This is a genomic window from Caulobacter sp. ErkDOM-E (genome assembly GCF_048541895.1).
Taxonomy (GTDB): Bacteria; Pseudomonadota; Alphaproteobacteria; order Caulobacterales; family Caulobacteraceae; genus Caulobacter.
Genome location: NZ_CP183331.1, coordinates 2,209,677 through 2,232,152 on the forward strand (window position 1 = coordinate 2,209,677; position 22,476 = coordinate 2,232,152).

Below are 22,476 nucleotides of genomic sequence, written 5' to 3' on the forward strand. Positions count from 1 at the left end.
TCTCGGCCCTTGTCCTGTGTATGGGCGCCGCCGTCGGCGCACGCGCATCCAGCCTCGAGCCGCTCACCAAGGATGACGTGCGCTACTATCGCGCTGCGTTCTCGGCCTCCGAGCGCGGTGATTTCGACGCCGCCGAGGCGGCCTTCGCCAACGCCCGCGATAAAAGCCTGGCTGGCCGCCTGGCCTATGCCAAGGTCATGCACCCCCGCGCCTATACCGCCGAATACGAAGACCTGACCGGCTGGCTGAAGGCCTATGGCGAAGAGGCGGGGGCCGACAAGGTCTATACGCTGGCCGTCAAGCGCAAGCCGGCCAAGGGCCCCGCTCCGCGCCCGCCGGCCCTGTTTGTCGCGACCGAGAAAGGGCCGCCGCCGGCCGACAAGGCGCGCGGCGCGCGCGAGGCCTATTATTCCGGCGATATCGCCAGGGCCCTGACCCTGGCCCAGATCAGCGGCGAACGCTGGATCGCGGGTCTGGCCTCCTATCGCCTGGGCCAGCACGCCCAGGCCCAGGACTATTTCGATCAGGTGGCCCGCGACGAAAGCCAGGACGACTGGCTGCGCGCCGCGGGAGCCTTCTGGGCTGCCCGCGCCGCCAGCGCGGCCGGACGCAGCGCTGACGCCCGCGAGGCGCTGATCGAAGCCGCCCGCTCGCCCAACACTTTCTACGGCATGATCGCCGCCCGCCAACTGACCCTGGCCGGCGTGGCCCTGCCCAATGATCCCGACGACCCGATCGCCGCCCTGATCAGCCGGTTCAGCTATGACGGCCCGGACGTCACTTCGCTGAACCGCCTGCTGAGCGCCGACGACCGCGCCCGCCGCGCCGCCGCCCTGGCCCAGATCGGCCGCTGGGCCGAGGCCGGCCAGGAATTGCGCGCCGGCCTGTCACTGGCCGGGACAGAGAAGGCGCGCGGCGACTGGATGAGCCTGACCCTGGCGCTGAACGCCCGCGCCCCGCTGAATGCCGGTCGCCCCGTCGCCCGCCTCGGCTCGGACGACTATCCCCTGCCCCCGCTGGAGCCCAAGGGCGGCTTCACCATCCACAAGGCCATGGTCTACGCCCTGGTGCGCCAAGAGAGCCGCTTTGACCCCTCGGCGGTCTCCGGCGCCGGCGCGGTGGGCCTGATGCAGCTGATGCCGATCGCCGCCGCCCGCGCCGCCGGCGACGACAAGCTGCTGGCCGACAACACGCCGCTGCTGGACCCGGCTTTCAACCTGCGGGTCGGGCAGGACTATTTCACCTGGCTGATGGATCGCGGCCTGCAGAGCAATGACATGCTGCGCGCCGTGGCGGCCTATAACGGCGGCCCAGGCACCCTGCTGAAGACCCAGGCGCAGCTGGGCGCAGACTGCGACAGCCTGCTGCTGATCGAAAGCCTGCCGGCGGTCGAGACCCGGAACTATGTCGAGAAGGTCGTGGCCTCGTACTGGACCTATCGCCGGCTGATGGGCGCCGAGACCCGCACGCTCGACGCCGTGGCCCTGGGCGCACGCGAGATCGACTTCCGTCTGGACCTCTAGGTCACCACGTCAGGCGTTTGGCGCCAACTGCGCCGATCAGTCTGGAAAAGCCCGTATCGCCGGCGCGAAAACCGCCACTGGCTTCGTAGCGTCGCGCCGAGAGCAAGAGGCCCTGCGGCTTCGTGAACGGCCGGCGAAACCACGGCAGGCCCGGACGCGGCAGGCTGACCGCCTTGTCCCAGCCGGCATTGATCTGCTTTTCCGCCACCGCGCGCCAGCCCTCCGGCAGGATCGCATCCGGCTCCAGCAGCATCAGCCAGTCGCCGCGCGGGCGCTTACAGGCCGCCGCCAGGCGCGCCCCGACATCGTCGCCGGCGGCCACGATCCGCGCGCCGCAGTCCTCGGCGATATCCAGGGTGTCGTCGGTCGAGCCGCTATCGGCCAGCACCACCTCGCGGACCAGACCGTCGACCGCCGCTGTCACAAGGCTGGTGAGACACGGCCCGATCAGGTGGGCGCTGTCGTGGGTGGGGATGACGACGGTGATCATGCCCCCTGCTTCAGGGCGTCAGGCCCATTGGTCAAGTCTGGTTCTTGTTATGTTCTCAATTCAAAGCTAGGGTCAGCCCATGCCCGCCCCAGCTCACATGAACCGCGTTGACCTTCGAGGCCGCGGCGCGCGGTCGAACGAGACCAGCCGGTTCGAGAGTTTTCGCTCCGAGGCCTTCGAGGATGGCTGGACCGAGGAGGACGAGGCGGCGCGGCCGCTGACCACCTCCATCCAGCCGATGAAGTCCAAGACCATCATCGCCAAGAACGACAGCCCCGACATCAGCTTCAACCGCTCGATCAATCCCTACCGTGGCTGCGAGCACGGCTGCGTCTACTGCTACGCCCGACCGGCCCACGCCTATCTGGGTCTGTCGCCGGGCCTGGACTTCGAATCCAAGCTGTTCTTCAAGCCGGAGGCCGGAAAGCTGCTGGAGCGCGAGCTGTCCAAGCCCAGCTACAAGCCTCAGGTCATCCATATCGGCGGCGACACCGACCCCTATCAGCCGCAGGAAAAGACCCTTCGGGTCACCCGCGCGGTGATCGAGACCCTGGCGCGGTTCAACCACCCCTTCACGATCATCACCAAGTCGGCCCTGATCACCCGCGACCTCGACATCCTGGGGACCATGGGCAAGGCCGGCCTGGCGCGGGCGGCGGTGTCTGTGACCACGTTGGACCGCAGACTGGCCCGCAGCATGGAGCCGCGCGCTGCCACGCCCGAGCGCCGCATCGACGCCATTCGCCAGTTGGCCGCCGCCGGCGTGCCCGTGACGGTGATGTTCGCGCCCTCGATCCCGTCGCTGAACGACCACGAAATGGAGGCGATCCTGCAGCGCGCCGCCGAGGCCGGGGCGACCTCGGCCGGCTATGTCGCCCTGCGTCTGCCGCTGGAGATCAATGACCTGTTCCAGCAGTGGCTGGCTACCGACCACCCCGACCGCGCCAAGCGGGTGATGTCGCTGGTGCGCCAGATGCGCGGCGGCGCGGCCTATGCCTCGGAATGGGGCACGCGCATGACCGGAGAGGGCCCGGTGGCCGAGGTGATGAGCCAGCGGTTTGATGTCGCCCGGCGACGGTTCGGGCTGGATGCGCCGGTGCAGCGCATGGATGTCGGAGCGTTCAAGGTTCCGGCCAAGGCCGGCGACCAGATGAGCTTGTTTTGATGCGTCCGCTGGGCCGTGACGATGAACCGATCCGGCGCATTGGCGAAGTCATCACTTTGCTAGTTCGGAGCGGCCCCATAGCCGATCCTACGGTCGTTCACGCCACCTTCGTTCTCGAACGTGTCTATCCGGCGAAGCCAGAGCGGGTGTTCGCCGCCTTCGCCAAAGCCTCGTCCAAGAGATCTTGGTTCGCCGAAAGCCCAAGCCACGATGTCGAGACGTTCGAGATGGACTTCCAGATTGGAGGTGCGGAAACCGCCCGCTATCGCTTCAAACCGGGTGGCCCGTTCGAAGGCGTAGTCCTTGCGAGCGACGGGGCCTATCTGGATATCCAGCCAGGGAACCGGATCGTCAGCGCCTCGACCCTGAGCCTGGGCGACCAGCGTATCTCGGCTTCTCTGGTCACCATCACCCTGTCGCCGACAAGGGATGGAACAGCGCTTACCTGCACACACCAGGGGGCGTTTTTCGAAGGCGCCGACGGTCCGAAGATGCGCGAGGCAGGGTGGCGGCGGCGTCTCGATCAGTTGGCGAGAAGCCTGATGAACGAGATTCAGGATCCGCCAGCAGTCGCTTGATAAAGCTCGGAATTCAGCGCGCGGACTCGCGCGCCAGCCGATCCAGATGCTGGCGGATATGGGCCGCCTCGGCGGCGGTGCCGGCCAGGGCGATCGCGCGGTCGAAAGCAGTCCTCGCCTCCTCCGCCCGCCCCGTCTGCAGCAGGAAGGCGCCTCGCGCACCGTGGAAGTGGAAGTAGCCGCCAAGACGCGGCTCCAGCGGTTCGATCATCGCCAGCGCCGCCTCCGGTCCCTGGACCTTGGCCACAGCGACCGAACGGTTCAGCGTCACGACAGGCGACGGCTGCATGAGTTCCAGCGTCGCATAGAGCTGGTCGATCTCGACCCAGTCCGTGTCTTCCGGCCGCGCTGCCCGGGCATGCAGGGCCGCTATGGCAGCCTGCACCTGATAGGGGCCCGGCCGCCGCCGCCACATGGCCTTGTCGATCAGGGCCAGACCCTCATCGATCATCCGCCTGTGCCAGAGCGAGCGGTCCTGATCCTCCAGCAGGATGGCCGCGCCGCTGGCGTCGAACCGCGCCGCCGAGCGCGCGTGCTGTAGTAACATCAAAGCCGTCAGGCCCATGATCTCTGGCTCGGACGAGAACAGCCGCAACAGCAGGCGCGCCAGGCGGATCGCCTCGTCGCACAGCGGCCCCTTCGCCTCCGCGGCCGCGCCGCTGGCCGAATAGCCTTCGTTGAAGACGAGATAGATCATGGCCGCAACGGCCGCGAGACGCTCGGCGCGCTCGATCGGCCCCGGCGTCTCGAACGGCGCGTCGCCGCCGGCCACGCGCGCCTTGGCGCGGGTGATCCGCTGTTCCATAGCCGCCTCGCTGACGAGGAAGGCCCTGGCGATCTGCCTGACCGACAGGCCCGAGATCACCCGCAGGGCCAGGGCGACCTGCTGGGTGGCAGGCAGGTCCGGATGGCAGCAGATGAACAGCAGGCGCAGGACGTCGTCACGGTAGTGCGAGCCGTCCAGCCGCTCGACCAGCGCGGCTTCGGCGTCCTCCAGGTCGGACAGCAGCTCTTCCGGCGGCAGGGGCTGCTGGCGGCTGGTCTTGCGACTGGCGTCGATGGCGGCGTTGCGGCCGACCAGGATCAGCCAGGCGGTCGGATCACGCGGCGGGCCGTTCTTTGGCCAGTTCTGCAGAGCGCGCAGGCAGGCGTCCTGAAAGGCCTCCTGCGCGGCGTCAAGGTCACGGAAATAACGCAGCAGGGCCGCCGTCGCCTGGGGACGGGCGGCGGCCAGCGTCGCGTCGATCCAGGCAGGGTCGGTCATGCGGGCAGCGATCCGGGGCGCAGCAGGGCCATCGGACGGATTTCATAGGCCCCGCCGGGATTGGCGCGGCCCAGGTCCTTGGCCGTTTCGACGGCCTCGTCCAGATCGGCGCACTCGATGACGAAAAAGCCCAGCAACTGCTCCTTGGTCTCGGCGAACGGGCCGTCCAGCACGATCGGCGGCTCGCGGTCCTTGCGAAGCGTGGTGGCCGCCGTGGTCGGCATCAGGCGCGCCACGGGACCCAGGCGACCGGCCCTGGCCAGCTTCTCCTCGACGACACCGAGGTCGGCCATGACCTTGTCATTGTGCTCCTGCGACCAGGCGCAGACCGTGTCTTCGTCGTGATAGCAAAGGATGGCGTAGAGCATGGACGGTGCTTCCTCGTCTGGTCCCAGGACGGACGAGCATGCCGCGCGCCGACACCGGGCGGGTGAAAAATTTCAGGCCCTGGCCCAGCGGGCCTTCAGCCAGTGGCGCACGGGAAGGTCATAGACCTTCAGAACACCCCAGGCGCCGGCGATGATCAAGACGACCGCGACCGCCAGAAAGACGCCGGGATAACCCTTGCCGCCCGCCGCGCGGAAGGCGCGCAGCAGCAGTTCCCACAGCACCCAGTGCAGCGCATACAGCGGATAGGAGATCTCGCCGCTGAACCGGCAGATCGCGCCGGCCCGGCCTTCGGGATCGCGATGCCCCAGCAGTACGATCAGCGGAAACACCACGGCCACGCAGACGAGATCATAGGTCGCGGTATAGTCCATCGGCGGAACGGCCAGCACCGCCAGCAGCACCAGGGCCAGCAGCCAGGCCGGGGCCGACAGCCGCACATAGGCCTGGATCCGATAGCAGGCCCAGCCCAGGGCGAACGGGAAGATCGTGCGGATGACGCCGATCCAGTAGGTGGCCCGATCCCAGCCGGTCTGCACCCCGCCCATGCCATAGGCGATGCCGATCAGCACCCCACCCGACACGACGATGACCAGCACTAGCCACAAGGTCGCCAGACGTCGCGCGGGGAACCACAGCGCGCTGGCCAGCAACTCGAGAAACAGCGACCAGGCCGGCGGATTCAAAGGGAAAAGCGGTGAGAAGCTGTCTTCGTCGCCAACCCAGATCCTGGGCAGGACCAGAAGCCCCATCAGCAGGCACATCAGGATATTGTCGCGATGCCCGATCATCACCAGGGCCCCGGCGACCATCGAGACAGCGATCAGCGGCCAGACCCGGATCAGGCGGGCCCGCATAAAGCTCCCCCAACTCATGGCGCGGTCGCCATAGGCGTGGGCCAGGACAAAGCCGCTGAGGCAGAAGAAGAAGTCCACGGCCAGATAGCCGTGGGCCATCAGCCAGGGTCGATAGGTCCAGCCCCCAAGATGGTAGAGCAGCACCCCAACCGCCGCGATGCCGCGCAGGCCGTCCAGGGTCTCATAGCGACGCCCGCCGTCGATCGATTGCCCCAACGCGCTCGCCCCCGATACAGGGCCGCTTAGTGCCGCGCCCCGGGCCGTCCGTCCAGCCTCAGGCTTTCTCGAACAACATCGCCTTGGTCAGGAAAGCCCGATCTTCGCTGATCAGTCGCAGGCCGGCCCCGCTGAACAGGGCCGCCAGATCGGTCTGGGCGTAGGTCGAATAGTAGGGTTCATGAAAATAGGCCGGAAAGGCTTCCAGCAGGCGGACCAGGTCAGGTTCGTCGGTCGGCTGCACCGAGTCGACAAAGACCAGAACACCGCCGGGCTTGAGCGCGCGGGCGATGGACGCCGCCACCACGGGCCGCACGCGCGGCGGCAGTTCGTGGAACAGATAGACACAGCTGACCGCATCCAGCGACGCGTCGGCGAACGGCAGGGTCTCGATATTGGCCTGCACCACCCCGGCGCCGGTGCGCCGCCGGGCCCGGGCCAGATAGGCCGGTGACAGATCCAGACCCGCCAGGGCGGCGCGCGGAAAGGCCGCCTTGAGGTCGCGCAGGAAGGCCCCGGCCCCGCAGGCCGCATCAACGATGCGCAGGTCGCGATGATCCAGGCCACGCCAATGCCTGGCCAGCAGGGACAGCCCGCGCCGGCGCATGGCGCCGGCCGTTCCGGCGAACAGGGCCTCGACCTGGCTGTCATAGCGCCGCGCGCTCTCGGCGGTGAACCAGCCGCCAGACTGGTAATGGAAGTTCTGGCGATAATAGTTTGGATAGGCTTCGGTTTCAGTCTCTGACCTGACCTCGACGCCATCGCCGCGGCGACGGCGTTGGTCAACGGCGCGGGCGTCCACCAGAAAATCGAGGGCGCCCAGCAGCGACTTTACCGGCCGGGTCGGCGCGTCTTCGACGGCCGGGTAGAGCCCTGCGGCGACGTCGCGGGCGTCCTTCTCGAACGCCTCCAGATAGACCCGGCGCAGCCGCGCCGTCGAGACCGGCGGGCCTGCGGGCTGGAAGCGTCGCGCCGCCTCGCCCCGGGTCGGCTGGGTGATGGCGCGGGCCAGCCCGCCGGCGGCGCCCCACCAGGCGGCCTTGGCGGCAGCCTTGGCGCGCTGACCGACCGCGTCTAGCGCGAAGGCGCTGCGTTCGCGTCGCTCGATGGCACGATCGTCCATGGCTGCCTCATCGCGTGAAGACCCCGACCAGTTCAATATGGGGCGACCAGACGAACTGGTCTACCGGCAGCACCTTTTCCAGCGTGAAGCCGGCGTCGACCAGCAGGCGGGCGTCCCGGGCGAAGGTCGCGGGATTGCACGAAACGCTGACCACCTTGGCCACCTTGGAGTTGGCGATCTCGACGGTCTGCTCGTAGGCGCCGGCGCGCGGCGGATCGATCACGACCACGTCGGTCTTGGCCAGTTCCATGGTCAGCATCGGGCGACGGACAAGATCGCGGGCCTCGGCGGTAATCGGCTTGAGGCCCGGCGCGCCGCCAATTGCGGACTTCAGGGCGGCCACTGCCAGGGCGGCGGAATCGGCGGCGTAGACCGCGGCGATCTCGGCCAGGCGGAACGTGAAGGTGCCGGCGCCGCAATAGAGGTCAGCGATTCGGGTCGCGCCCTGAGCCGCCTCGACGGCGAAGGCGACCATGGCCTTCTCGGCCTGCGGCACGGCCTGAAGGAAGCTGCCGGGCGACAGGGCCACGACAGCGGGTCCCAGCTTCACCAGCGGCTGACGGGCCATGTAAACGACCTCGCCGGCCAGGGTGACGCGGGCGAAGTCACCGTCGCTGGCCGCCATGGCGGCCACCATCCGGGCGTCAGCCGACAGGCCGCCGCTCTTGGCCTCGACGCCGGTGATGTCGATGTCCAGGCCAGTCGCCGTCAGGGTGACATGCAGGGTCGGGGCTGACTTGGGATGTTCCAGGAACGGCTGGGCCAGGCGCGCCAGGGCCGGAAAGGCGGCGACCAGACGCGGGTCGGTGACCGGACATTCCTCGATCTTGACCAGATTCCAGGAGCGCCGCTCCTTGAACCCAAGGCGCACGCCGCCCTTGCCGCCCCGGGCGTGCAGGGCCACGCGGCGACGCGATGCGGGCGGAGCCGCGAAGATCGGCAGGATCTCCGTCTCCAGGCCCTCGTGCGAGAGCTGGACGCGGACCAGCTCGGACTTCCAGTCCAGATACGGCTGCTGGGCCCAGTGCTGGCTTGTGCAGCCGCCACATTCGCCAAAGTGCCGGCACGTTGGCGTCACGCGGTCGGGGCTGGCGTCGAGGATCTCGAGCAATTCGCCGCGCGAACCGTCCATCTTCACCCGCACCCGTTCGCCGGGCAGGGTCAGGGGGACAAACACCGGGCCTTCTCGGACGATGCCGTCGCCCTGGGCGCCGACCGCGTCGATGATCACTTCACGCATTCCGTATCCAATCTCGCGGCGGGAACCTTCGAGAGGTCCCGCCCTTTCAAGCCCTTGAGCCATGCCGGCCAAGGACGCGGAGGCCCGATGGCCCCTTCGCGGGTGTCCATACCCTCAAAAGGGTCCCTTGGCATGGACGAAGATGAACACCTCGCTCAACGAGCGTTCATGTTCGCGCGATCATGGTGCAGCTTCGGGTCGGCGGGGCGTACTTTCGGCTGACCTAAAAATGCCATCAGTAAGCTTGAGAGAGTCGCCATGACCAACAGGACGCCGACCATGAAGATCGCTCTGTGCGCCGCCATCGCGGCCGTCGCCGCCGGTGCTTTCGCTCCCACCTTCGCCAGCGCCCAGGCCTATGGCCAGTCCAGCTATCGGGGCGGCGCCTATGACAACAACGGCTACTATTACGATCCCTGCCGCCGCAGCACGACGCAGCGCGGCACGGGCGGCGGTCTGGCCGGCGCAGGTCTGGGCGCGGCGATCGGCGGAAGCGTTGCGGGCAATGGCGCCAAGACCGAAGGCGCCGTCCTGGGCGGCCTGCTGGGCGCGGTGATCGGCAGCAAGATCGGCAGGAACTCGGCGGCCTGCGCCCCGGGCGCGACCCCGCCGCCTCCGCCGACCGCCTATAATCGCTACGACAATGGCTATGACGCCCGCCCCTATGAGGATCCTCGCTACGAGGACGCGCGTCGGGAGGCCGACCACGACGCCTATCGGCAGGATTCCTATTCCTATCGGGTCGATCAGCGCTCGGCCGACATCAATGGCTGCACCCTGGCCGAGAGCCCCATCTACCTGCCCGACGGTCGCGTCCAGAAGCGCTTCGTGCGCGTCTGCCCCGACGCCCAGGGCCGCTTCCAGGTTGTCGACTAGGCTCGCCAGCCCTTGACCTGACTGCACGGCAGACGGCCGCTCGCCTCGCGTGAGCGGCCGTTTCCTATCGGCGGCGCGCCCAGACCAGGCTCTCGACCTGGCCGTCGCCACCCGTGATCGGGCTTTCGTCCTCGCCCATCACGGTCCAGCCCGCCTCTTCAAGAAAGTCGACGATCTCGCGGCGCACCCGGGCGATCGTCTGGGGATCCTTGACCAGCCCGTTCTTGCCGACATGGCCTTTGCCCGCCTCGAACTGCGGCTTGACCAGGGTGACAAGGTCGGCGCCCGCCGGCGCCAGGGCCAGGGCGGCGGGAAGCGCCTTGGTCATCGAGATGAAGCTGACATCGCTGACGATCAGCTCGGGATCTTCCTCGATCCAGCTGGTGTCGAGGATGCGGGCGTCGGTGCCCGACAGGTCGACCACCCGCGGGTCATTGACCAGGCTGTGATGCAGCTGCTCGCGCCCGACATCGACCGCATAGACCTTGGCCGCGCCGCGCGACAGTAGCACCTCGGTGAAACCGCCGGTCGAGGCGCCGACGTCGATGGCCACCTTGCCTTCGACCGCAATGGGCCAGAGGTCCAGGGCGTGAACCAGCTTCAGCGCGCCACGCCCGACCCAGGGATGGGCCAGCGAGGCGCGAATCGACACGTGCTCTTCCACCATCTCGGAGGGCTTGAGGACGACGACGCCATCGGCGCGCACCAGTCCGGCCTCGATGGCCTCACGGGCCTTGGCGCGGCTGTCGAACAGGCCGCGCTCCATCATCAGAACATCTACACGTCTACGGGTCATGGACCGCCTCTAGCACGGACTTGCGGTCGCGGTCGCTTCAGGTTCAACTGAACGCCGTTCACCGGCGCGCCAAGACGCCGGTCGCCTGGGAGGAATTTTCATGCACTTCAGTCGCCGCGGCCTGCTGGCCGCCTCTGCCGCGATCGCCGCCGCGCCCTCCGTCGAGGCCAAGCCCAGGTCCGCCAGTCAGCCCGCCTGGACGCCCGACGCCACCGAAATCGCCGGCCGCATCCGTCGCAAGGAGGTCAGCGTCGCCGAGGTGGTCGAAGAGGCCATCCGCAAGGCCGAGGCCCTGCAGCCCAAGGTCGGGGCCATCGTCACCTCCGACTTCGACCGCGCGATGGACAAGGCCAAGGGGGGACAGCTCTCCGGCCCGTTCGCCGGCGTGCCTTTCCTGATCAAGGACCTGGACGCCTATACCGGCTTGCCAACGCGTTATGGCTCGCGCAGTTCGATGGGCGCGCAGCCTGAAAAGGCGCAGACCGCCTTTGTCGACGCCTATGACCGGGCGGGCCTGGTGGTGATCGGCAAGTCGACGACGCCGGAATACGGCTTCCTGCCGACGACCGAGCCGATGGGTTTTCTGCCCACGCGCAATCCCTGGAACCTGAACCATTCCTCAGGCGGTTCATCCGGTGGCGCAGCGGCGGCGACCGCATCCGGGATCGTGCCCTTCGCCCATTCCAGCGACGGCGGCGGCTCAATCCGCATCCCGGCCTCCAATTGTGGTCTGTTCGGTCTCAAGCCCTCGCGCGGTCGGATGATCCAGGGCCGGCCGGGCGACCGCGGTGTCGATCTCTCCGTGGCCCATTGCGTCAGCCACAGCGTGCGCGATTCGGCGGCCCTGTTCGCGGCCAGCGAGCGCACGGCGGCGGGTTCGCCCTTTGCGCCGGTCGGGGTGGTCACCGAACCGCTGAAGAAGCGCCTCAAGGTCGGCCTGCTGTTCGAGACCGGCACCGGCCAAAAGCCCGACGCCGAGGTCATTGCCGCCGTCGAGGGCGCGGCCAAGCTGATGGCCAGCCTGGGGCATCATGTCGAACCCACGCGCTGGCCCATGGACGGAGCCCAGTTTGGCCGGGACTTCACCGCCCTGTGGTCCACCGGCGCGGCCGAACTTGCAGCCGGCGTCAGCAAGGCCATGGGCCGCAAGGCGGACGCCACGGTGCTGGAGCCCTTCACCCTGGGCATGGCCGAACTGGTCGCCGGCCTGAAGCCGGGTGACATCGAGGCTGCCGTCGGCCGGCTGCAGGCCTCGGCCAAGGCCTACGACACCTGGCTGACCCAGTATGACGTGATCCTGTCGCCCGTCCTGGGCAGTCCGCCGGCCGAGCTGGGCTTCGTCGGCGGCTCGGTGCCGTTCGATACTCTGCAGGCCCGCCTGATGCACTATGTCGGCTATACGCCGGTGCACAATGTCGCCGGCGCTGCGGCTATGAGCGTCCCCCTGCACTGGACGGCGACGGGCCTGCCCGTCGGGGTTCACTTCGCCGCCCGCATCGGCGCCGAGAAGCTGTTGTTCCAGCTGGCCTATCAGCTGGAGGCGGCCCAGCCCTGGGCCCATCGCAAGCCGCCGACCTCGCTCTAGGGCGACGGGGCGAGCGGGGGCGTCAAGCGCACCCGCTCGCCTCACGCGCCTTCACGTCGGCCAGGATGTCGGCAATGAGGTCGAAGTCCATCCTGTCAGGCTTACGCCAGCGAATGCAGCCCTTGCCGCAACTGGCCGCGCCCAGGCGATCGCCGAAGCGCTCGATCGCCCCCTGCCCCGCATAGAGCGCGATATGCTGCTTCTGGCTGTTGAAGGCGATCCACGGGGCCCTGGCGTCGCCATAGGCCGGCATGCCAAACGCCATCAGCTCGCTGTCGGCCCCGAAGGTCTCGCGGCACAGCGATCGAAGGCGGTCCAGCGCCGGGCGGCGGTCGGGCGAGACCTCCGACATGAAGTCATCGACGCTCGCCGCCTTCGACTGGACCATGGTCGCCTCCGGAGAGGGGTCTACCCCTCGACGAACACCTTCTTGAGTTCGTTCTTCATGATCTTGCCATTGGCGTTGCGGGGCAAGGTCTCGTGCCAGAACACCACCTTGACCGGCACCTTGAAGGCCGCAAGGCGTTCGGCGACAAAGGCCCGCAGCTCAGCCTCGGTGGCATGGGCGCCCGGCTTGAGGGTGACCACGGCCGCCGGCTCTTCGCCCAGGGTCTTGTGCTCGATGCCGACCAGGGCCGCGTCCATCACCGCAGGATGGTCGTAGAGGCAGTTCTCGACCTCGATGCAATAGATGTTCTCGCCGCCGCGGATCAGCATGTCCTTGGCGCGGTCGATGATGAAGCAGAAGCCCTCGGCGTCGAGGCGGGCCAGATCGCCGGTCTTCACCCAGCCGTCGATGAAGGTCTGGGCGGTGGCTTCGGGCTTGTTCCAGTAGCCGCGAACCACCTGCGGGCCACGGCACCACAGCTCGCCCACCTCGCCGATCGGCAGCTCGCGATGCGGCTCCTCGACGGTCATGATCTTCAGGTCGGTGACGGGCACGGCGGGGCCGCAGCTGTCGGGACGATTTTCATAGTCTTCGGCCGAGTTGCTGGTGGCGGTGGCCGAGGTCTCGGTCATGCCCCAGCCGTTGCCCGGCGAGGCCTTGGGCCAGATTTCCTTGATCTTGCGCACCAGCTCCGGCGCCGAGGGCGCGCCGCCATAGGACACGGCCTCGACCGACGACAGGTCGTACTTTTCGCGGTTGGGATGCTCGATGATCTGCCAGGCGATAGTCGGCACGCCGCCGATCTGGGTCAGGCGTTCGTCCTCGATCAGCTGCATGGCCTTGTCGGGATCCCACTTGCGGATCATGGCGATCTTGGCGCCGCCGAACAGCGAGGGGTTCAGCACCGCGAAACAGCCGGTGGCGTGGAAGAACGGCACCGAGATCAGCGAGCCGCGCTGCGGGCCATCGGGATCGGGCTCGGGCGGCGCCTCGCCCCGGCGCAGGAAGCTGCGCGCCCCGGCGGCGGCGGCGGCGAAGATGTTGCTGTTGACGTTGCGATGGGTGCCGATGGCGCCCTTGGGCTTGCCCGTGGTGCCGGACGTATAGAAGATGGTCGCGTCGTCGTCGGCCGTCAGCGGCACGGTCGACAGGGGCTGCTCGTCCAGCCCGGCCCAGTCATTGGGACCGCCGATCACCGTCTCCAGATGCGTCACATAGGGGTGGCTGATCTCCTCGGGAGACCGGCTCACATAGACGCATTGCAGCTCGGGGCAATTGTGCAGGTGCTCGGTCAGGCGCTCATAGCGCTCGACATCGACCACCAGGGTCTTGGCGCCGGAATCCAGCAGGCCGTATTCCAGCTCGGCGCCCGTCCACCAGGCGTTCAGCGGCGTGACGATCGCGCCGATCGACAGGGCGGCATAGAAGGCCACCGGCCATTCGGGCAGGTTGCGCATGACGATGGCGACGCGGTCGCCCTTCTGCACGCCCTTGGCGGCCAGCTCGGCGGCGAAGACGGTGACGGCGCGATAAAAGGCCTCGAAACTGACCCGCTCGTCCTCATGAATCAGGAAGATCTTTTCGCCATGGGTGCGGCCCATGATCAGGGTGTCGCGCAGGGTCGGCGGAGCATTTTTCCAGACCCGGGTCTTCACGCCGCGGATCTCGACCTCTTCCATTTCCCCCGCCGTACCCGGCTGGGTGATCATGGCGTAGGCCTGCTGAACCGACATGGCGGGCCACGGGATGGAAGCGGGGGTGGCCTGGGTCATCGTTACTCTCCCGGTGTGGTCGCGCCTTATTCAATGAGCGCGTTCGGTTGCGAGAAAGCACAGCAGGCGGCGCGATGCAAACGTCTGTTCGAGACGTAAGGGAACAATGATAAGTTATGCGACTTACCCTTGGGGAATGCGCCCATGTCCGTGGCGCCTTAAGCCCCCTTGGCAGGCATGAGGCGGCACCTCACGCGATCTCTCGCTGAGTTGGTGTGGGGAGGCGCGAAGCGGCCGGGACGAACCCGGATGACCGTGATGTGTGTTTTGCGTTTCGGCTCGACCTGTCCGCTTCGCAGAAGCTGTTCTTGCGTGAGGATCGGGCCAAGCGAGCGTGTTTCAGCTCTGATACCCAAGAGCCCCCGTACGGGCGCGCATCCCGTCGATCGGCGAACCGTCTCGACGCCGACGATGTGCGATAGGCGGGTTTACGATCCCTCGCCCTCTTCGACCCGCGTTCACCCGGCCGACGAGCCACTCAGCGTTTGGTCCGTCCTTCTGAGACAGCCCGCACACCTCGACCCGCCTTCCAGGGCGTCGCGGCCCCGCTCAGCTCCATCCCCATCGCCGCTTTGGGCCGGTACCAGGCGCCCTCCCCCTGCGACGGGGACAGCTATGATTATGCGGGAGGTTTGAGCTCCGAGGATTGGCGCGATCAACTATTTTATAGAGCGTTGATTTCGTTGGGGTCGGCTTCGGAAACTACGGGGATACAGCGCGGCGTATCCCCATACCTCCCGTCATTCCCGCCCTTGTGGCGGGAACCCCTGTTTCAGCTGACACGTGAAGCGCCAGCGAAGTGCGCGCGCACTTCGCCCCTCCCGCACCTGCGGCGGACAGAGGGGTTCCCGCCACAAGGGCGGGAATGACGGTGATTTATTGGAAAGGCGCGTCCCGCCCCGCCTTCGCGCCGAAGGGAGCCATCCATAAATCTCACGGCGAGACGATCGCCGGACTGGAAAGGTCTCTCAAGGACGACGCTCCGCGTCGCCGCGACGCGGCCGCCGGAGGCGGTCCTTGACTGACCTTTCCAGTCCGGCACGCTGCAGCCTCCAAGAGATTTAAGGATGAGCGCGACGCGGGGCGTCCGCTTTCGGGGCAGGCGCCAATATCTGCTTCCGACCCTGAGCGGTTGTTCGCTTAGAGCGGGCGATCCATATGGCGCTCAGCCATGACGAAGCCCCACCCCACGGCCAAGATTAGTCCCAGAGGGCCTAGCCACAGCAGACCTACCGCGTCACCAATCCAGAAGGCTACGCCCCCAGCGAAGCAGCTCGCGAGAATGACCGCCGCTCCCTTCCAATGAACGACTGTCGAGCTCCATAGCCATACGCGCCGAAACCAAACTTCGCGATTGTGATGGATCATCGCCTGCACTCGCCTGAGGCCAGTACGATGGCTGAAGGCGGGTCCGGTTTCCACCCTTCTCGGAAGTCGTGACCGTCCGCTATCCGGCTACCGCAGGCTGGCGCTGGCCATCGATCAAACCGGCGGGCCGGGTCCAGCCACGGAGGCCTGACAACCGCCCCAAGTTCATAGAACCGTGGCGGCTGTCTGACAGGCCCCTACCCCACCGCCGCGAGGCGCGAGAGCGCCGCTTCCAGCTTGGCCTTGGCCGCTTCGGCTTCGGCGAGGCGTTCGCGGTTTTCGGTGATCGCCTCTTCCTTGGCGCGGGCCAGGAAGTCGGGATTGCCCAGCTTCTTGGCGGCCTTGTCGATGTCGACGGCGTGGCCGGCGATTTCCTTGGTCAGGCGGGCCTTCTCGGCCGCCAGGTCGATGAACTCGGCGATGGCCAGGGCGCCGGTCGCTTCGCCCAGCACGAAGGGCACCGCGCCGGTCGGCGGGGCGTCGGCCTCGCGGGCGCTGTCCAGGCGCGCCAGGGTCAGCAGCAGGTCGCGGTGACGGACCAGGCGGGCCTTGGTCTCGGCGCTGGCGCCGATCAGGGTCAGCGGCGGCTTGGCGCCCGGGGGCACATTCATCTCGGCGCGGACCGAGCGGATCTCGCTGACGGTGTCGACCAGCCAGCCGATTTCGGCCTCGGCATCGGCGTCGATCCAGCTGTCCGGCAGCTCCGGCCACTGGGCCGAGATCAGCATGCCGTCGCGCTTGGGGCCAAACTCGGCGGTCTTGTCCCACAGCTCCTCGGTGATGAACGGCATCACCGGGTGCAGCAGCTTGAGGATCACGTCCAGAGCCCAGGCGGCGGTGGCGCGGGTCTCGGCCTTGGCGGCGGCGTCATCGCCGTTGAGGATCGGCTTGGCAAGTTCCAGATACCAGTCGCAGAACACGTTCCAGATGAACTTGTAGAGCGCGCTGGCCGCCGCATCGAACGACGGCGCCTCAAGGGCGCGCGTCACCTCGGCGACGGTCTTGACCGTCTCGCCGCGGATCCACTTGTTGATCGGCTGCTGGACGGTCGCGGGATCAAAGCCCTCGACGCGAACGCACTCGTTCATCTGGGCAAAGCGCGAGGCGTTCCACAGCTTGGTGCCGAAGTTGCGATAGCCTTCGATGCGTTGCTTCGAGAGCTTGATGTCGCGCGCCTGACCCGACATCGCCGTCATGGTGAAGCGCACCGCATCGCAGCCCAGCTCGTCGATCAGGACCAGCGGGTCCAGGACATTGCCCTTGGACTTGCTCATCTTGGCGCCCCTCTCGTCCCGGACGAGGGCGTTGATGAACACCTGCTTGAACGGGACTTCGCCCATGAAGTGGATGCCCATCATCATCATCCGGGCGACCCAGAAGAAGATGATGTCAAAGCCGGTGACCAGGGTGCTGGTCGGGTAGAAACGGGCCAGGTCTTCGGTCTTTTCCGGCCAGCCCAGGGTCGAGAACGGCCACAGGGCGGAGGAGAACCAGGTGTCGAGGACGTCTTCGTCGCGATAGATCGGCCAGCGACGATCTGATTCCGGCCGGGTCATCTCTTGGAACGCAAATTCCTCGGCCTCAGCGGCGTTCGCAACAACAACGACCTTCGCGCCGAAATACTCGGCCGCTTCCGCAATCGCTTCCGCTTCCGTCTCCGCCACAAAGATTTCAGGATTGCCGCGATCAGTAAGGAAGTTGGAGTTCGGGTCACGCTTCACGTGCGCAAACCACGCCGGGATCCGGTGGCCCCACCACAGCTGGCGCGAGACGCACCAGGGCTCGATGTTGCGCAGCCATTCGAAATAGGTCTTTTCCCAGTGCTTGGGCTCGAAAACGGTGTCGCCGTTCTCGACGGCCTTCAGCGCGGGCTGGGCCAGGGTCTTGGCGTCGACGTACCACTGGTCGGTCAGGAAGGGCTCGATGACCACGCCTGAACGGTCGCCGTGCGGGACCATGTGCTTGGTCTTCTCGATCTCCTTGAGCCAGCCCTCTCCCTCGGCGCGGGCGACGATGGCCTTGCGCGCCACGAAGCGGTCCATGCCGACATAGTCGGCCGGGACGCTGTCATTCAGCTTGGCCTCGACGGTCAGGATATTGATGACTTCCAGCCCTGCCCGCTTGCCGACGCCGAAGTCGTTGAAGTCATGGGCCGGGGTGATCTTCACCGCGCCCGAGCCCTTGGTCGGGTCGGCATAGTCGTCGGCGACGATCGGGATGCGACGACCGACGATCGGCAGGGTCACGAACTTGCCCACCAGGTCCTTGTAGCGCTCATCGGTCGGGTGAACGGCCACGCCGGTGTCGCCCAGCATGGTCTCCGGGCGCGTGGTGGCCACGACGATATAGTCGCGGGTCTCGAACTCGGTGGCCCTGCCCTCGTCGTCGAAGGCGATGGGGTGCTGATAGGTGACGCCGTCAGCCAGCGGATAGGCGAAGTGCCAATAGGCGCCGTCGACCTCCTTCTGCTCGACCTCGAGGTCGGAGATGGCGGTCTGGAACTGTGGGTCCCAGTTGACCAGGCGCTTGTCGCGATAGAGCAGCTTGTCCTTGTACAGCTGGACGAACACCTTGCGGACGGCGGCCGACAGGCCCTCATCCAGGGTGAAGCGCTCGCGCGACCAGTCGCAGCTGGCGCCCAGTCGGCGCAGCTGGTTGACGATCGTGCCGCCGCTCTCGGCCTTCCATTCCCAGATCTTCTCGACGAAGGCCTCGCGGCCCATGTCGCGGCGACCCACATTGCCGGCGGCGGCCAGCTGGCGTTCAACCACCATCTGGGTGGCGATACCCGCATGGTCGGTGCCCGGCAGCCACAGGGCGGCCTTGCCGCGCATGCGGTGGAAGCGCGTCATCACGTCCTGCAGCGTGTTGTTCAGCGCGTGGCCGATATGCAGCGAGCCCGTCACGTTGGGTGGCGGGATGACGATCACGAACGGCTCGGCGTTCGGGTCCTCGCTGGGCTTGAAGGCCCCGGAGGCCTCCCAGGCGGCGTACAGGCGGGGTTCGACGGCTTTGGGATCGAAGGTCTTGTCAAGCATGGCGGTGCGGGTATGCCATCTGCGGCCGCCGCGCGAAACCGGGCGACCTGGATTCAGGAAGAATTTGAACGGAAAAAGGCGGCCGCCACAGCGACCGCCCCTTCAGATTTCGAGGTTCGCGCCCGGCCAGGGCCAGGGCGCGACCCGGTTTTAGCCGCGACCGCGGGCGATGCGGTGAACTTCTTCCTCGACCTTGGCCTCGACGATGCGCGGCAGGTTCTGGTCGAGCCATTCCTTGAGCAGCGGGCGCAGCAGTTCGCGCACCACGTCTTCCAGGGTGCGGCCGTCCTTGGGCATCAGCAGGGCCGAGCTCAGGCTGCCGAACGCGCTGGCGGCCAGACCGGCGGCGTGATCGCCAACCAGGTTGTCGGCCACTTCGTCGCGATTGAACGCCGGAGCGGGCGGCGTGTAGGCGGGTTCCGGCTCGGGCGCCGGCGGCGAATAGACGTCCAGATCACCGACGCTCTCGAGCGGCTCGGGTGCGATCGGATCGGTCAGGTCCAGCACGTCGTCCTCAACCGGCTCCTGATACGCAGGTTCAGGTTCAGGCTCGGGTGCAGGGGCCGGTGCTGGAGCCGGCGCCTCGGGCTCCGCCGGTGCGTCATCTTCGGAGATGATGCGCCGGATGGAGGCGAGGATCTCCTCCATTGTCGGTTCTTGGGAGCTCTGGTCGGACATGTGCGGGGGCCGTCGGTAAAGAGGTACGAATCCTTGCGCACCCAAAGGGCGCTTACCCCCGATGGTGCAGACTTGAGCAGCTTAAGCAAGCGCAAGGATCGCAGGTGGGCGAAATCGACGCGGTGAGACTTACTTCGAGGACGGCTTTGTGGAGGGCGCTCCGACCTTGTCGATCACCTGCACCACCGGCTCCCACGGCACCCAGCCCAGGGCGTGGTTGACGCGGTTGTACGAGGTCTTGGGGTCATAGCGGGACACGTCCGGCGCCAGGGCGGCGATGTCGAGCGCGCCCATGGCCTGCAGCACGGCGGCGCTGGCGACGTATTCGTCACGACGGGCCGAGACCAGGGCCAGCTCGGCCGAGCGCAGTTCCTGCTGGGCGTTGAGGACGTCCAGCGTGGTGCGCAGACCGACCTGCTGCTCCTGACGCACGCCTTCGAAGGCGATACGGGCGGCGCGGACCTGTTCCTCGTTCGAAACCAGGTTCGAGCGCGAGGCCAGCAGATTGCTCCAGGCGTTCGACACCGACTGCAGGGCGGCGCGCTTGGCGCCTTCCACGGCGATGTGAGCGGCGTTTTCGCGCTCGGTGGCGGCGCGGACCTGAGAGGAAACCAGACCGCCCGTGAACAGCGGGATCGACGCGGTGACGGCCCCGGTCAGCTGACGGTCATAGTCGGCGAACTGGTCGCCACGACCATTGATCTCGCTGGCGTCATAGCCCAGCGAAGCGCGGGCCGACACGTTCGGACGGCGCGAGGCGCGGGCCGAAGCGACGCGGGCCGCCGCAGCGCGTTCATTGAAACGGGCGGCCGCGACTTGCGGATTGTTGTTTTCGGCGGCGTCGAAGGCCTGCTCCACCGTCGGCGGCAGCAAGGCGGCCAGCGAGGGCTCGGCGACCAGATCGGTCGGGTTCTGGCCGACGATCGCGGCATAGCTGGCGCGGCTGACGGAAAGCTGGGCCTGGGCCGAGCTCAGCGCGGCCTGGGCCGCGGCGCGACGCGCCTGCGACTGGGCGACGTCGGTGCGGGTGATCTCGCCTACTTCGAAGCGGGCGTTGGACTCTTCCAGTTGCCGGCCCAGCACCTCGACATTCTCTTGCGAGATGCGCAGGCGTTCCTGATCGCGGCGGACATCCACATAGGCCTGGATCACGCCGATCAGGACATTCTGCTCAATGTTGCGAAGACCTTCGCGCGACGCCAGCACATCGGCTTCTGCGGCGGTCAGGTTGGCGCTGGCCTTGCCGCCGGTATAGAGCGGCTGGCTGATCGACAGGGTCGCGCCGCTGCCCGAGGTCTCGACGCGCGTACCGCCGCTGGGATCGCTCTGCGACCCGGTCAGGTCAGCCGAAAGGCTGGCCGTCGGCCGGAAAGCGGTCTTGGCCTGCACGACGCTTTCGTCGGTGGCGCGCTGGCTGGCGCGCTGTTGCTGCAGCGTGGGATTGGTCTGGTACGCAAGAGCGATAGCGTTGGTCAGCGTCTCGGCCTGGGCGGCGGACACAAAGCCGGCCATCAGGCCCAAGCTGCAAGCGGCGGCCAACAATCCGGCCCGACGGCTATTCGACATCAAGTTCTATCCCCAAGACACGCGAAGCTCGCGCCCGCACTTATATATGATCGCGTGTAGGGCTGAGCGCCACCGGCCGCCAGTTAAGCTTTTTTCACGCTCACGTTGCGAGCATGTTTCCACAACGAAAAAGACCCCGTCCGGTTCGGGCTAGAACGCGAAACCGGGCTCGGCGGAAAAACCCGCCAGCAAGGGCGGAGTCGAGTCGAACACGTTGCGGCGGCCCACGCCTTCTTCGGCATGCACATAGATCGTCGCCTGCCCCACGGGGCCGCTCCGTTCGACAACGCCCAGACGGCCGCCGACCGCCAGGGCCTTAGTCCAGCCGACCGGAGCCGCGCCGACCGCACCTTCGCAAATGATCACGTCATAGCCAAAGCCGGCCGGGCTGCTCAAATCGTCGCCATCCAGACGGGTGACCGAAAGCCCCATGGCCTCAAGAACCGCCGCCGCATAGGGCGCGGCGATGGCCAGGGCCTTCTCGCCCGCGCGGGGCTTGAGAAATTGCAGCAGCTTGCCCACGTCGCGCGGGCGCAGCAGCCAGCGGCCGGGTGCATATTCGACCTCGGCGTCGGCATAGGCCAGGTAGGCCTTGCCGGCCGGGACCACAGCCTCGCGGGCTACAACGCGCAACGCGTCCTGCAAGGGCAGGTCGGTGACGTCGGCGGTGCGGATCTGGCTTTCCACCATGTTCAGCCGCGCGGCGGCGAAATCGGTGCTCATGGAATCCCTCGGTCGGACTAGACGTTCGCGCCGCTTATAGGTCCGCCCCTCCCCCCAAGGCAATGCGAACGCTTGCAAAGGCGCGGAACGGTGGGCTGCGACCTTTTGGTTGTGGCTGAAATTAAGATCCGATTAACCATAAAGGCGCAGTTTTCAGCTGTCTTCATTGAAGACACCCCACCATCACTGACTTTCCACAGCCCGGCCGCAAGCCGGGCTGTTTTTTTGTTCGAAGGCGCTTGCGCCGAGTCAATGAGGCGGCTATCACCCGGCCTCTTCCTGAGGCGACCTGTTCCGCGGTAGCTCAGTGGTAGAGCAGCCGGCTGTTAACCGGCTGGTCGTAGGTTCGAATCCTACCCGCGGAGCCACCTCTCCCCCCGAGGCCCTTATGGGTAAGGGGCCTTGGAGGAGTGGAGATGAGAGCGCCCTACATTGCGCCCCACATCGTAACCCAACTATAGCGGCCGAAAAATCGGGACCAGGCGAACGACATTCGCTGTCGCCGACGTGGCTTCGATCCAAACCCGACTCGACAGCCCCGCAACGTTCTGCTTCTGTTCGCGGCCTCATGGGCGGCCGCAATCCAGATCGTATTCCAGTTAGCGAACTTCGCCCGGCCTTCGAGACCGTTGAGCGGATGGCAAAGGCCGGCTGGAAACTTCGCTCTCGCTGCGACACCTGTCGCCTTGAGCTTGAGGTCGACTGGCGCGTCGTCATCACGGTCCTAGGGCCGCGCTATTCGCTTTGGAATAGGAAGGCGCGGTGTCGGAAGGTCATGTGTCGCGGGCATGTGGTCTTTTTGGCCCGACACCACCCTCGCGCCGGTTTCGAACTGCTGAGCGC

General features: G+C 67.1%; 18 protein-coding genes, 1 tRNA gene and 1 pseudogene. 6 read left to right on the forward strand and 14 right to left on the reverse strand.

Features of this window, described 5'->3' with window-relative positions; translation table 11 throughout:
- The first annotated feature begins 20 nt into the window (after positions 1-20).
- Positions 21-1,523, forward strand: coding sequence for a lytic transglycosylase domain-containing protein (locus tag ACN2C7_RS10775; RefSeq protein ID WP_419321454.1), 1,503 nt, complete (start codon positions 21-23; stop codon positions 1,521-1,523).
- Position 1,524: 1 nt separating this feature from the next.
- On the opposite strand, the gene ACN2C7_RS10780 is transcribed toward ACN2C7_RS10775, so the two are convergent.
- A complete protein-coding gene (locus ACN2C7_RS10780; RefSeq protein WP_419316928.1) occupies positions 1,525-2,013 on the reverse strand; it encodes a glycosyltransferase in 489 nt (162 codons plus the stop codon).
- 79 nt (positions 2,014-2,092) lie between these two features.
- On the opposite strand from ACN2C7_RS10780, the gene ACN2C7_RS10785 reads away from it, so the two are divergent.
- Positions 2,093-3,178: a PA0069 family radical SAM protein gene (locus tag ACN2C7_RS10785; RefSeq protein ID WP_419316930.1), complete on the forward strand. Its 1,086-nt coding sequence runs from the start codon at positions 2,093-2,095 to the stop codon at positions 3,176-3,178.
- Positions 3,178-3,756: an SRPBCC family protein gene (locus tag ACN2C7_RS10790; RefSeq protein ID WP_419316931.1), complete on the forward strand. Its 579-nt coding sequence runs from the start codon at positions 3,178-3,180 to the stop codon at positions 3,754-3,756. The genes ACN2C7_RS10785 and ACN2C7_RS10790 overlap by 1 nt, the downstream gene beginning before the upstream one ends.
- A gap of 13 nt (positions 3,757-3,769) precedes the next feature.
- Here ACN2C7_RS10790 and ACN2C7_RS10795 read toward each other — a convergent pair whose 3' ends face one another.
- The 5 genes from ACN2C7_RS10795 to ACN2C7_RS10815 all read right to left on the reverse strand — a co-directional run bounded on the left by ACN2C7_RS10795 (position 3,770) and on the right by ACN2C7_RS10815 (position 8,843).
- Positions 3,770-5,020 (reverse strand): RNA polymerase sigma factor, encoded by a 1,251-nt coding sequence (locus ACN2C7_RS10795; protein WP_419316932.1) that lies wholly within the window; start codon positions 5,018-5,020, stop codon positions 3,770-3,772.
- Positions 5,017-5,388, reverse strand: a complete 372-nt coding sequence (locus ACN2C7_RS10800; protein ID WP_419316933.1) for a YciI family protein — start codon at positions 5,386-5,388, stop codon at positions 5,017-5,019. Before ACN2C7_RS10800 ends, ACN2C7_RS10795 begins: the two co-directional genes overlap by 4 nt.
- A 72-nt stretch (positions 5,389-5,460) precedes the next feature.
- Complete coding sequence (locus ACN2C7_RS10805; protein WP_419316935.1) at positions 5,461-6,480, reverse strand: acyltransferase family protein; 1,020 nt, start codon at positions 6,478-6,480, stop codon at positions 5,461-5,463.
- A 58-nt stretch (positions 6,481-6,538) separates the two neighbouring features.
- A complete protein-coding gene (locus tag ACN2C7_RS10810) occupies positions 6,539-7,603 on the reverse strand; it encodes a class I SAM-dependent methyltransferase (RefSeq protein ID WP_419316936.1) in 1,065 nt (354 codons plus the stop codon).
- 7 nt (positions 7,604-7,610) lie between these two features.
- Entirely contained in the window at positions 7,611-8,843 is a 1,233-nt protein-coding gene (locus ACN2C7_RS10815) for a class I SAM-dependent RNA methyltransferase (RefSeq protein WP_419316937.1), read from the reverse strand.
- A gap of 258 nt (positions 8,844-9,101) precedes the next feature.
- On the opposite strand from ACN2C7_RS10815, the gene ACN2C7_RS10820 reads away from it, so the two are divergent.
- On the forward strand, positions 9,102-9,719 hold the full coding sequence (locus tag ACN2C7_RS10820; RefSeq protein ID WP_419316938.1) for a hypothetical protein: 618 nt from the start codon (positions 9,102-9,104) through the stop codon (positions 9,717-9,719).
- Between the two features lie 64 nt (positions 9,720-9,783).
- Here the strand turns inward: ACN2C7_RS10820 and ACN2C7_RS10825 are convergent, their stop codons facing one another.
- Positions 9,784-10,515: a TlyA family RNA methyltransferase gene (locus tag ACN2C7_RS10825; protein ID WP_419316940.1), complete on the reverse strand. Its 732-nt coding sequence runs from the start codon at positions 10,513-10,515 to the stop codon at positions 9,784-9,786.
- Positions 10,516-10,615: 100 nt separating this feature from the next.
- Here ACN2C7_RS10825 and ACN2C7_RS10830 point away from each other — a divergent pair, with 100 nt between their 5' ends.
- Positions 10,616-12,100, forward strand: a complete 1,485-nt coding sequence (locus tag ACN2C7_RS10830; RefSeq protein WP_419316941.1) for an amidase — start codon at positions 10,616-10,618, stop codon at positions 12,098-12,100.
- Between the two features lie 22 nt (positions 12,101-12,122).
- On the opposite strand, the gene ACN2C7_RS10835 is transcribed toward ACN2C7_RS10830, so the two are convergent.
- From ACN2C7_RS10835 to ACN2C7_RS10865, 7 genes and pseudogenes are all read right to left on the reverse strand, one after another.
- Positions 12,123-12,488, reverse strand: a complete 366-nt coding sequence (locus tag ACN2C7_RS10835) for an iron chaperone (RefSeq protein ID WP_419316942.1) — start codon at positions 12,486-12,488, stop codon at positions 12,123-12,125.
- 20 nt (positions 12,489-12,508) lie between these two features.
- A complete protein-coding gene (locus ACN2C7_RS10840) occupies positions 12,509-14,260 on the reverse strand; it encodes a class I adenylate-forming enzyme family protein (RefSeq protein ID WP_419316943.1) in 1,752 nt (583 codons plus the stop codon).
- A gap of 732 nt (positions 14,261-14,992) precedes the next feature.
- Positions 14,993-15,192, reverse strand: a pseudogene (locus ACN2C7_RS10845) (hypothetical protein); the annotation flags it as partial.
- Between the two features lie 633 nt (positions 15,193-15,825).
- Positions 15,826-18,666 carry a valine--tRNA ligase gene (locus tag ACN2C7_RS10850; RefSeq protein WP_419316945.1) on the reverse strand — a complete coding sequence of 947 codons (2,841 nt, stop codon included), beginning with the start codon at positions 18,664-18,666 and terminating at the stop codon, positions 15,826-15,828.
- A 150-nt stretch (positions 18,667-18,816) separates the two neighbouring features.
- On the reverse strand, positions 18,817-19,344 hold the full coding sequence (locus ACN2C7_RS10855; RefSeq protein WP_419316946.1) for a DUF2497 domain-containing protein: 528 nt from the start codon (positions 19,342-19,344) through the stop codon (positions 18,817-18,819).
- Positions 19,345-19,473: 129 nt separating this feature from the next.
- Positions 19,474-20,910: a TolC family outer membrane protein gene (locus ACN2C7_RS10860; RefSeq protein ID WP_419316947.1), complete on the reverse strand. Its 1,437-nt coding sequence runs from the start codon at positions 20,908-20,910 to the stop codon at positions 19,474-19,476.
- Positions 20,911-21,060: 150 nt separating this feature from the next.
- Positions 21,061-21,633: a protein-L-isoaspartate O-methyltransferase family protein gene (locus ACN2C7_RS10865; RefSeq protein ID WP_419316948.1), complete on the reverse strand. Its 573-nt coding sequence runs from the start codon at positions 21,631-21,633 to the stop codon at positions 21,061-21,063.
- A gap of 293 nt (positions 21,634-21,926) precedes the next feature.
- On the opposite strand from ACN2C7_RS10865, the gene ACN2C7_RS10870 reads away from it, so the two are divergent.
- Positions 21,927-22,001: transfer RNA gene (locus ACN2C7_RS10870), tRNA-Asn, on the forward strand.
- The last annotated feature ends 475 nt before the right edge of the window (positions 22,002-22,476 follow it).

Coding starts and splice junctions, on each gene's coding strand:
- ACN2C7_RS10775 (WP_419321454.1), top strand. CDS start 21: ATGGGCGCCGCCGTCGGCGCACGCGCATCCAGCCTCGAGCCGCTCACC.
- ACN2C7_RS10780 (WP_419316928.1), bottom strand. CDS start 2,013: ATGATCACCGTCGTCATCCCCACCCACGACAGCGCCCACCTGATCGGG.
- ACN2C7_RS10785 (WP_419316930.1), top strand. CDS start 2,093: ATGCCCGCCCCAGCTCACATGAACCGCGTTGACCTTCGAGGCCGCGGC.
- ACN2C7_RS10790 (WP_419316931.1), top strand. CDS start 3,178: ATGCGTCCGCTGGGCCGTGACGATGAACCGATCCGGCGCATTGGCGAA.
- ACN2C7_RS10795 (WP_419316932.1), bottom strand. CDS start 5,020: ATGACCGACCCTGCCTGGATCGACGCGACGCTGGCCGCCGCCCGTCCC.
- ACN2C7_RS10800 (WP_419316933.1), bottom strand. CDS start 5,388: ATGCTCTACGCCATCCTTTGCTATCACGACGAAGACACGGTCTGCGCC.
- ACN2C7_RS10810 (WP_419316936.1), bottom strand. CDS start 7,603: ATGGACGATCGTGCCATCGAGCGACGCGAACGCAGCGCCTTCGCGCTA.
- ACN2C7_RS10815 (WP_419316937.1), bottom strand. CDS start 8,843: ATGCGTGAAGTGATCATCGACGCGGTCGGCGCCCAGGGCGACGGCATC.
- ACN2C7_RS10820 (WP_419316938.1), top strand. CDS start 9,102: ATGACCAACAGGACGCCGACCATGAAGATCGCTCTGTGCGCCGCCATC.
- ACN2C7_RS10825 (WP_419316940.1), bottom strand. CDS start 10,515: ATGACCCGTAGACGTGTAGATGTTCTGATGATGGAGCGCGGCCTGTTC.
- ACN2C7_RS10830 (WP_419316941.1), top strand. CDS start 10,616: ATGCACTTCAGTCGCCGCGGCCTGCTGGCCGCCTCTGCCGCGATCGCC.
- ACN2C7_RS10835 (WP_419316942.1), bottom strand. CDS start 12,488: ATGGTCCAGTCGAAGGCGGCGAGCGTCGATGACTTCATGTCGGAGGTC.
- ACN2C7_RS10840 (WP_419316943.1), bottom strand. CDS start 14,260: ATGACCCAGGCCACCCCCGCTTCCATCCCGTGGCCCGCCATGTCGGTT.
- ACN2C7_RS10850 (WP_419316945.1), bottom strand. CDS start 18,666: ATGCTTGACAAGACCTTCGATCCCAAAGCCGTCGAACCCCGCCTGTAC.
- ACN2C7_RS10855 (WP_419316946.1), bottom strand. CDS start 19,344: ATGTCCGACCAGAGCTCCCAAGAACCGACAATGGAGGAGATCCTCGCC.
- ACN2C7_RS10860 (WP_419316947.1), bottom strand. CDS start 20,910: ATGTCGAATAGCCGTCGGGCCGGATTGTTGGCCGCCGCTTGCAGCTTG.
- ACN2C7_RS10865 (WP_419316948.1), bottom strand. CDS start 21,633: ATGAGCACCGATTTCGCCGCCGCGCGGCTGAACATGGTGGAAAGCCAG.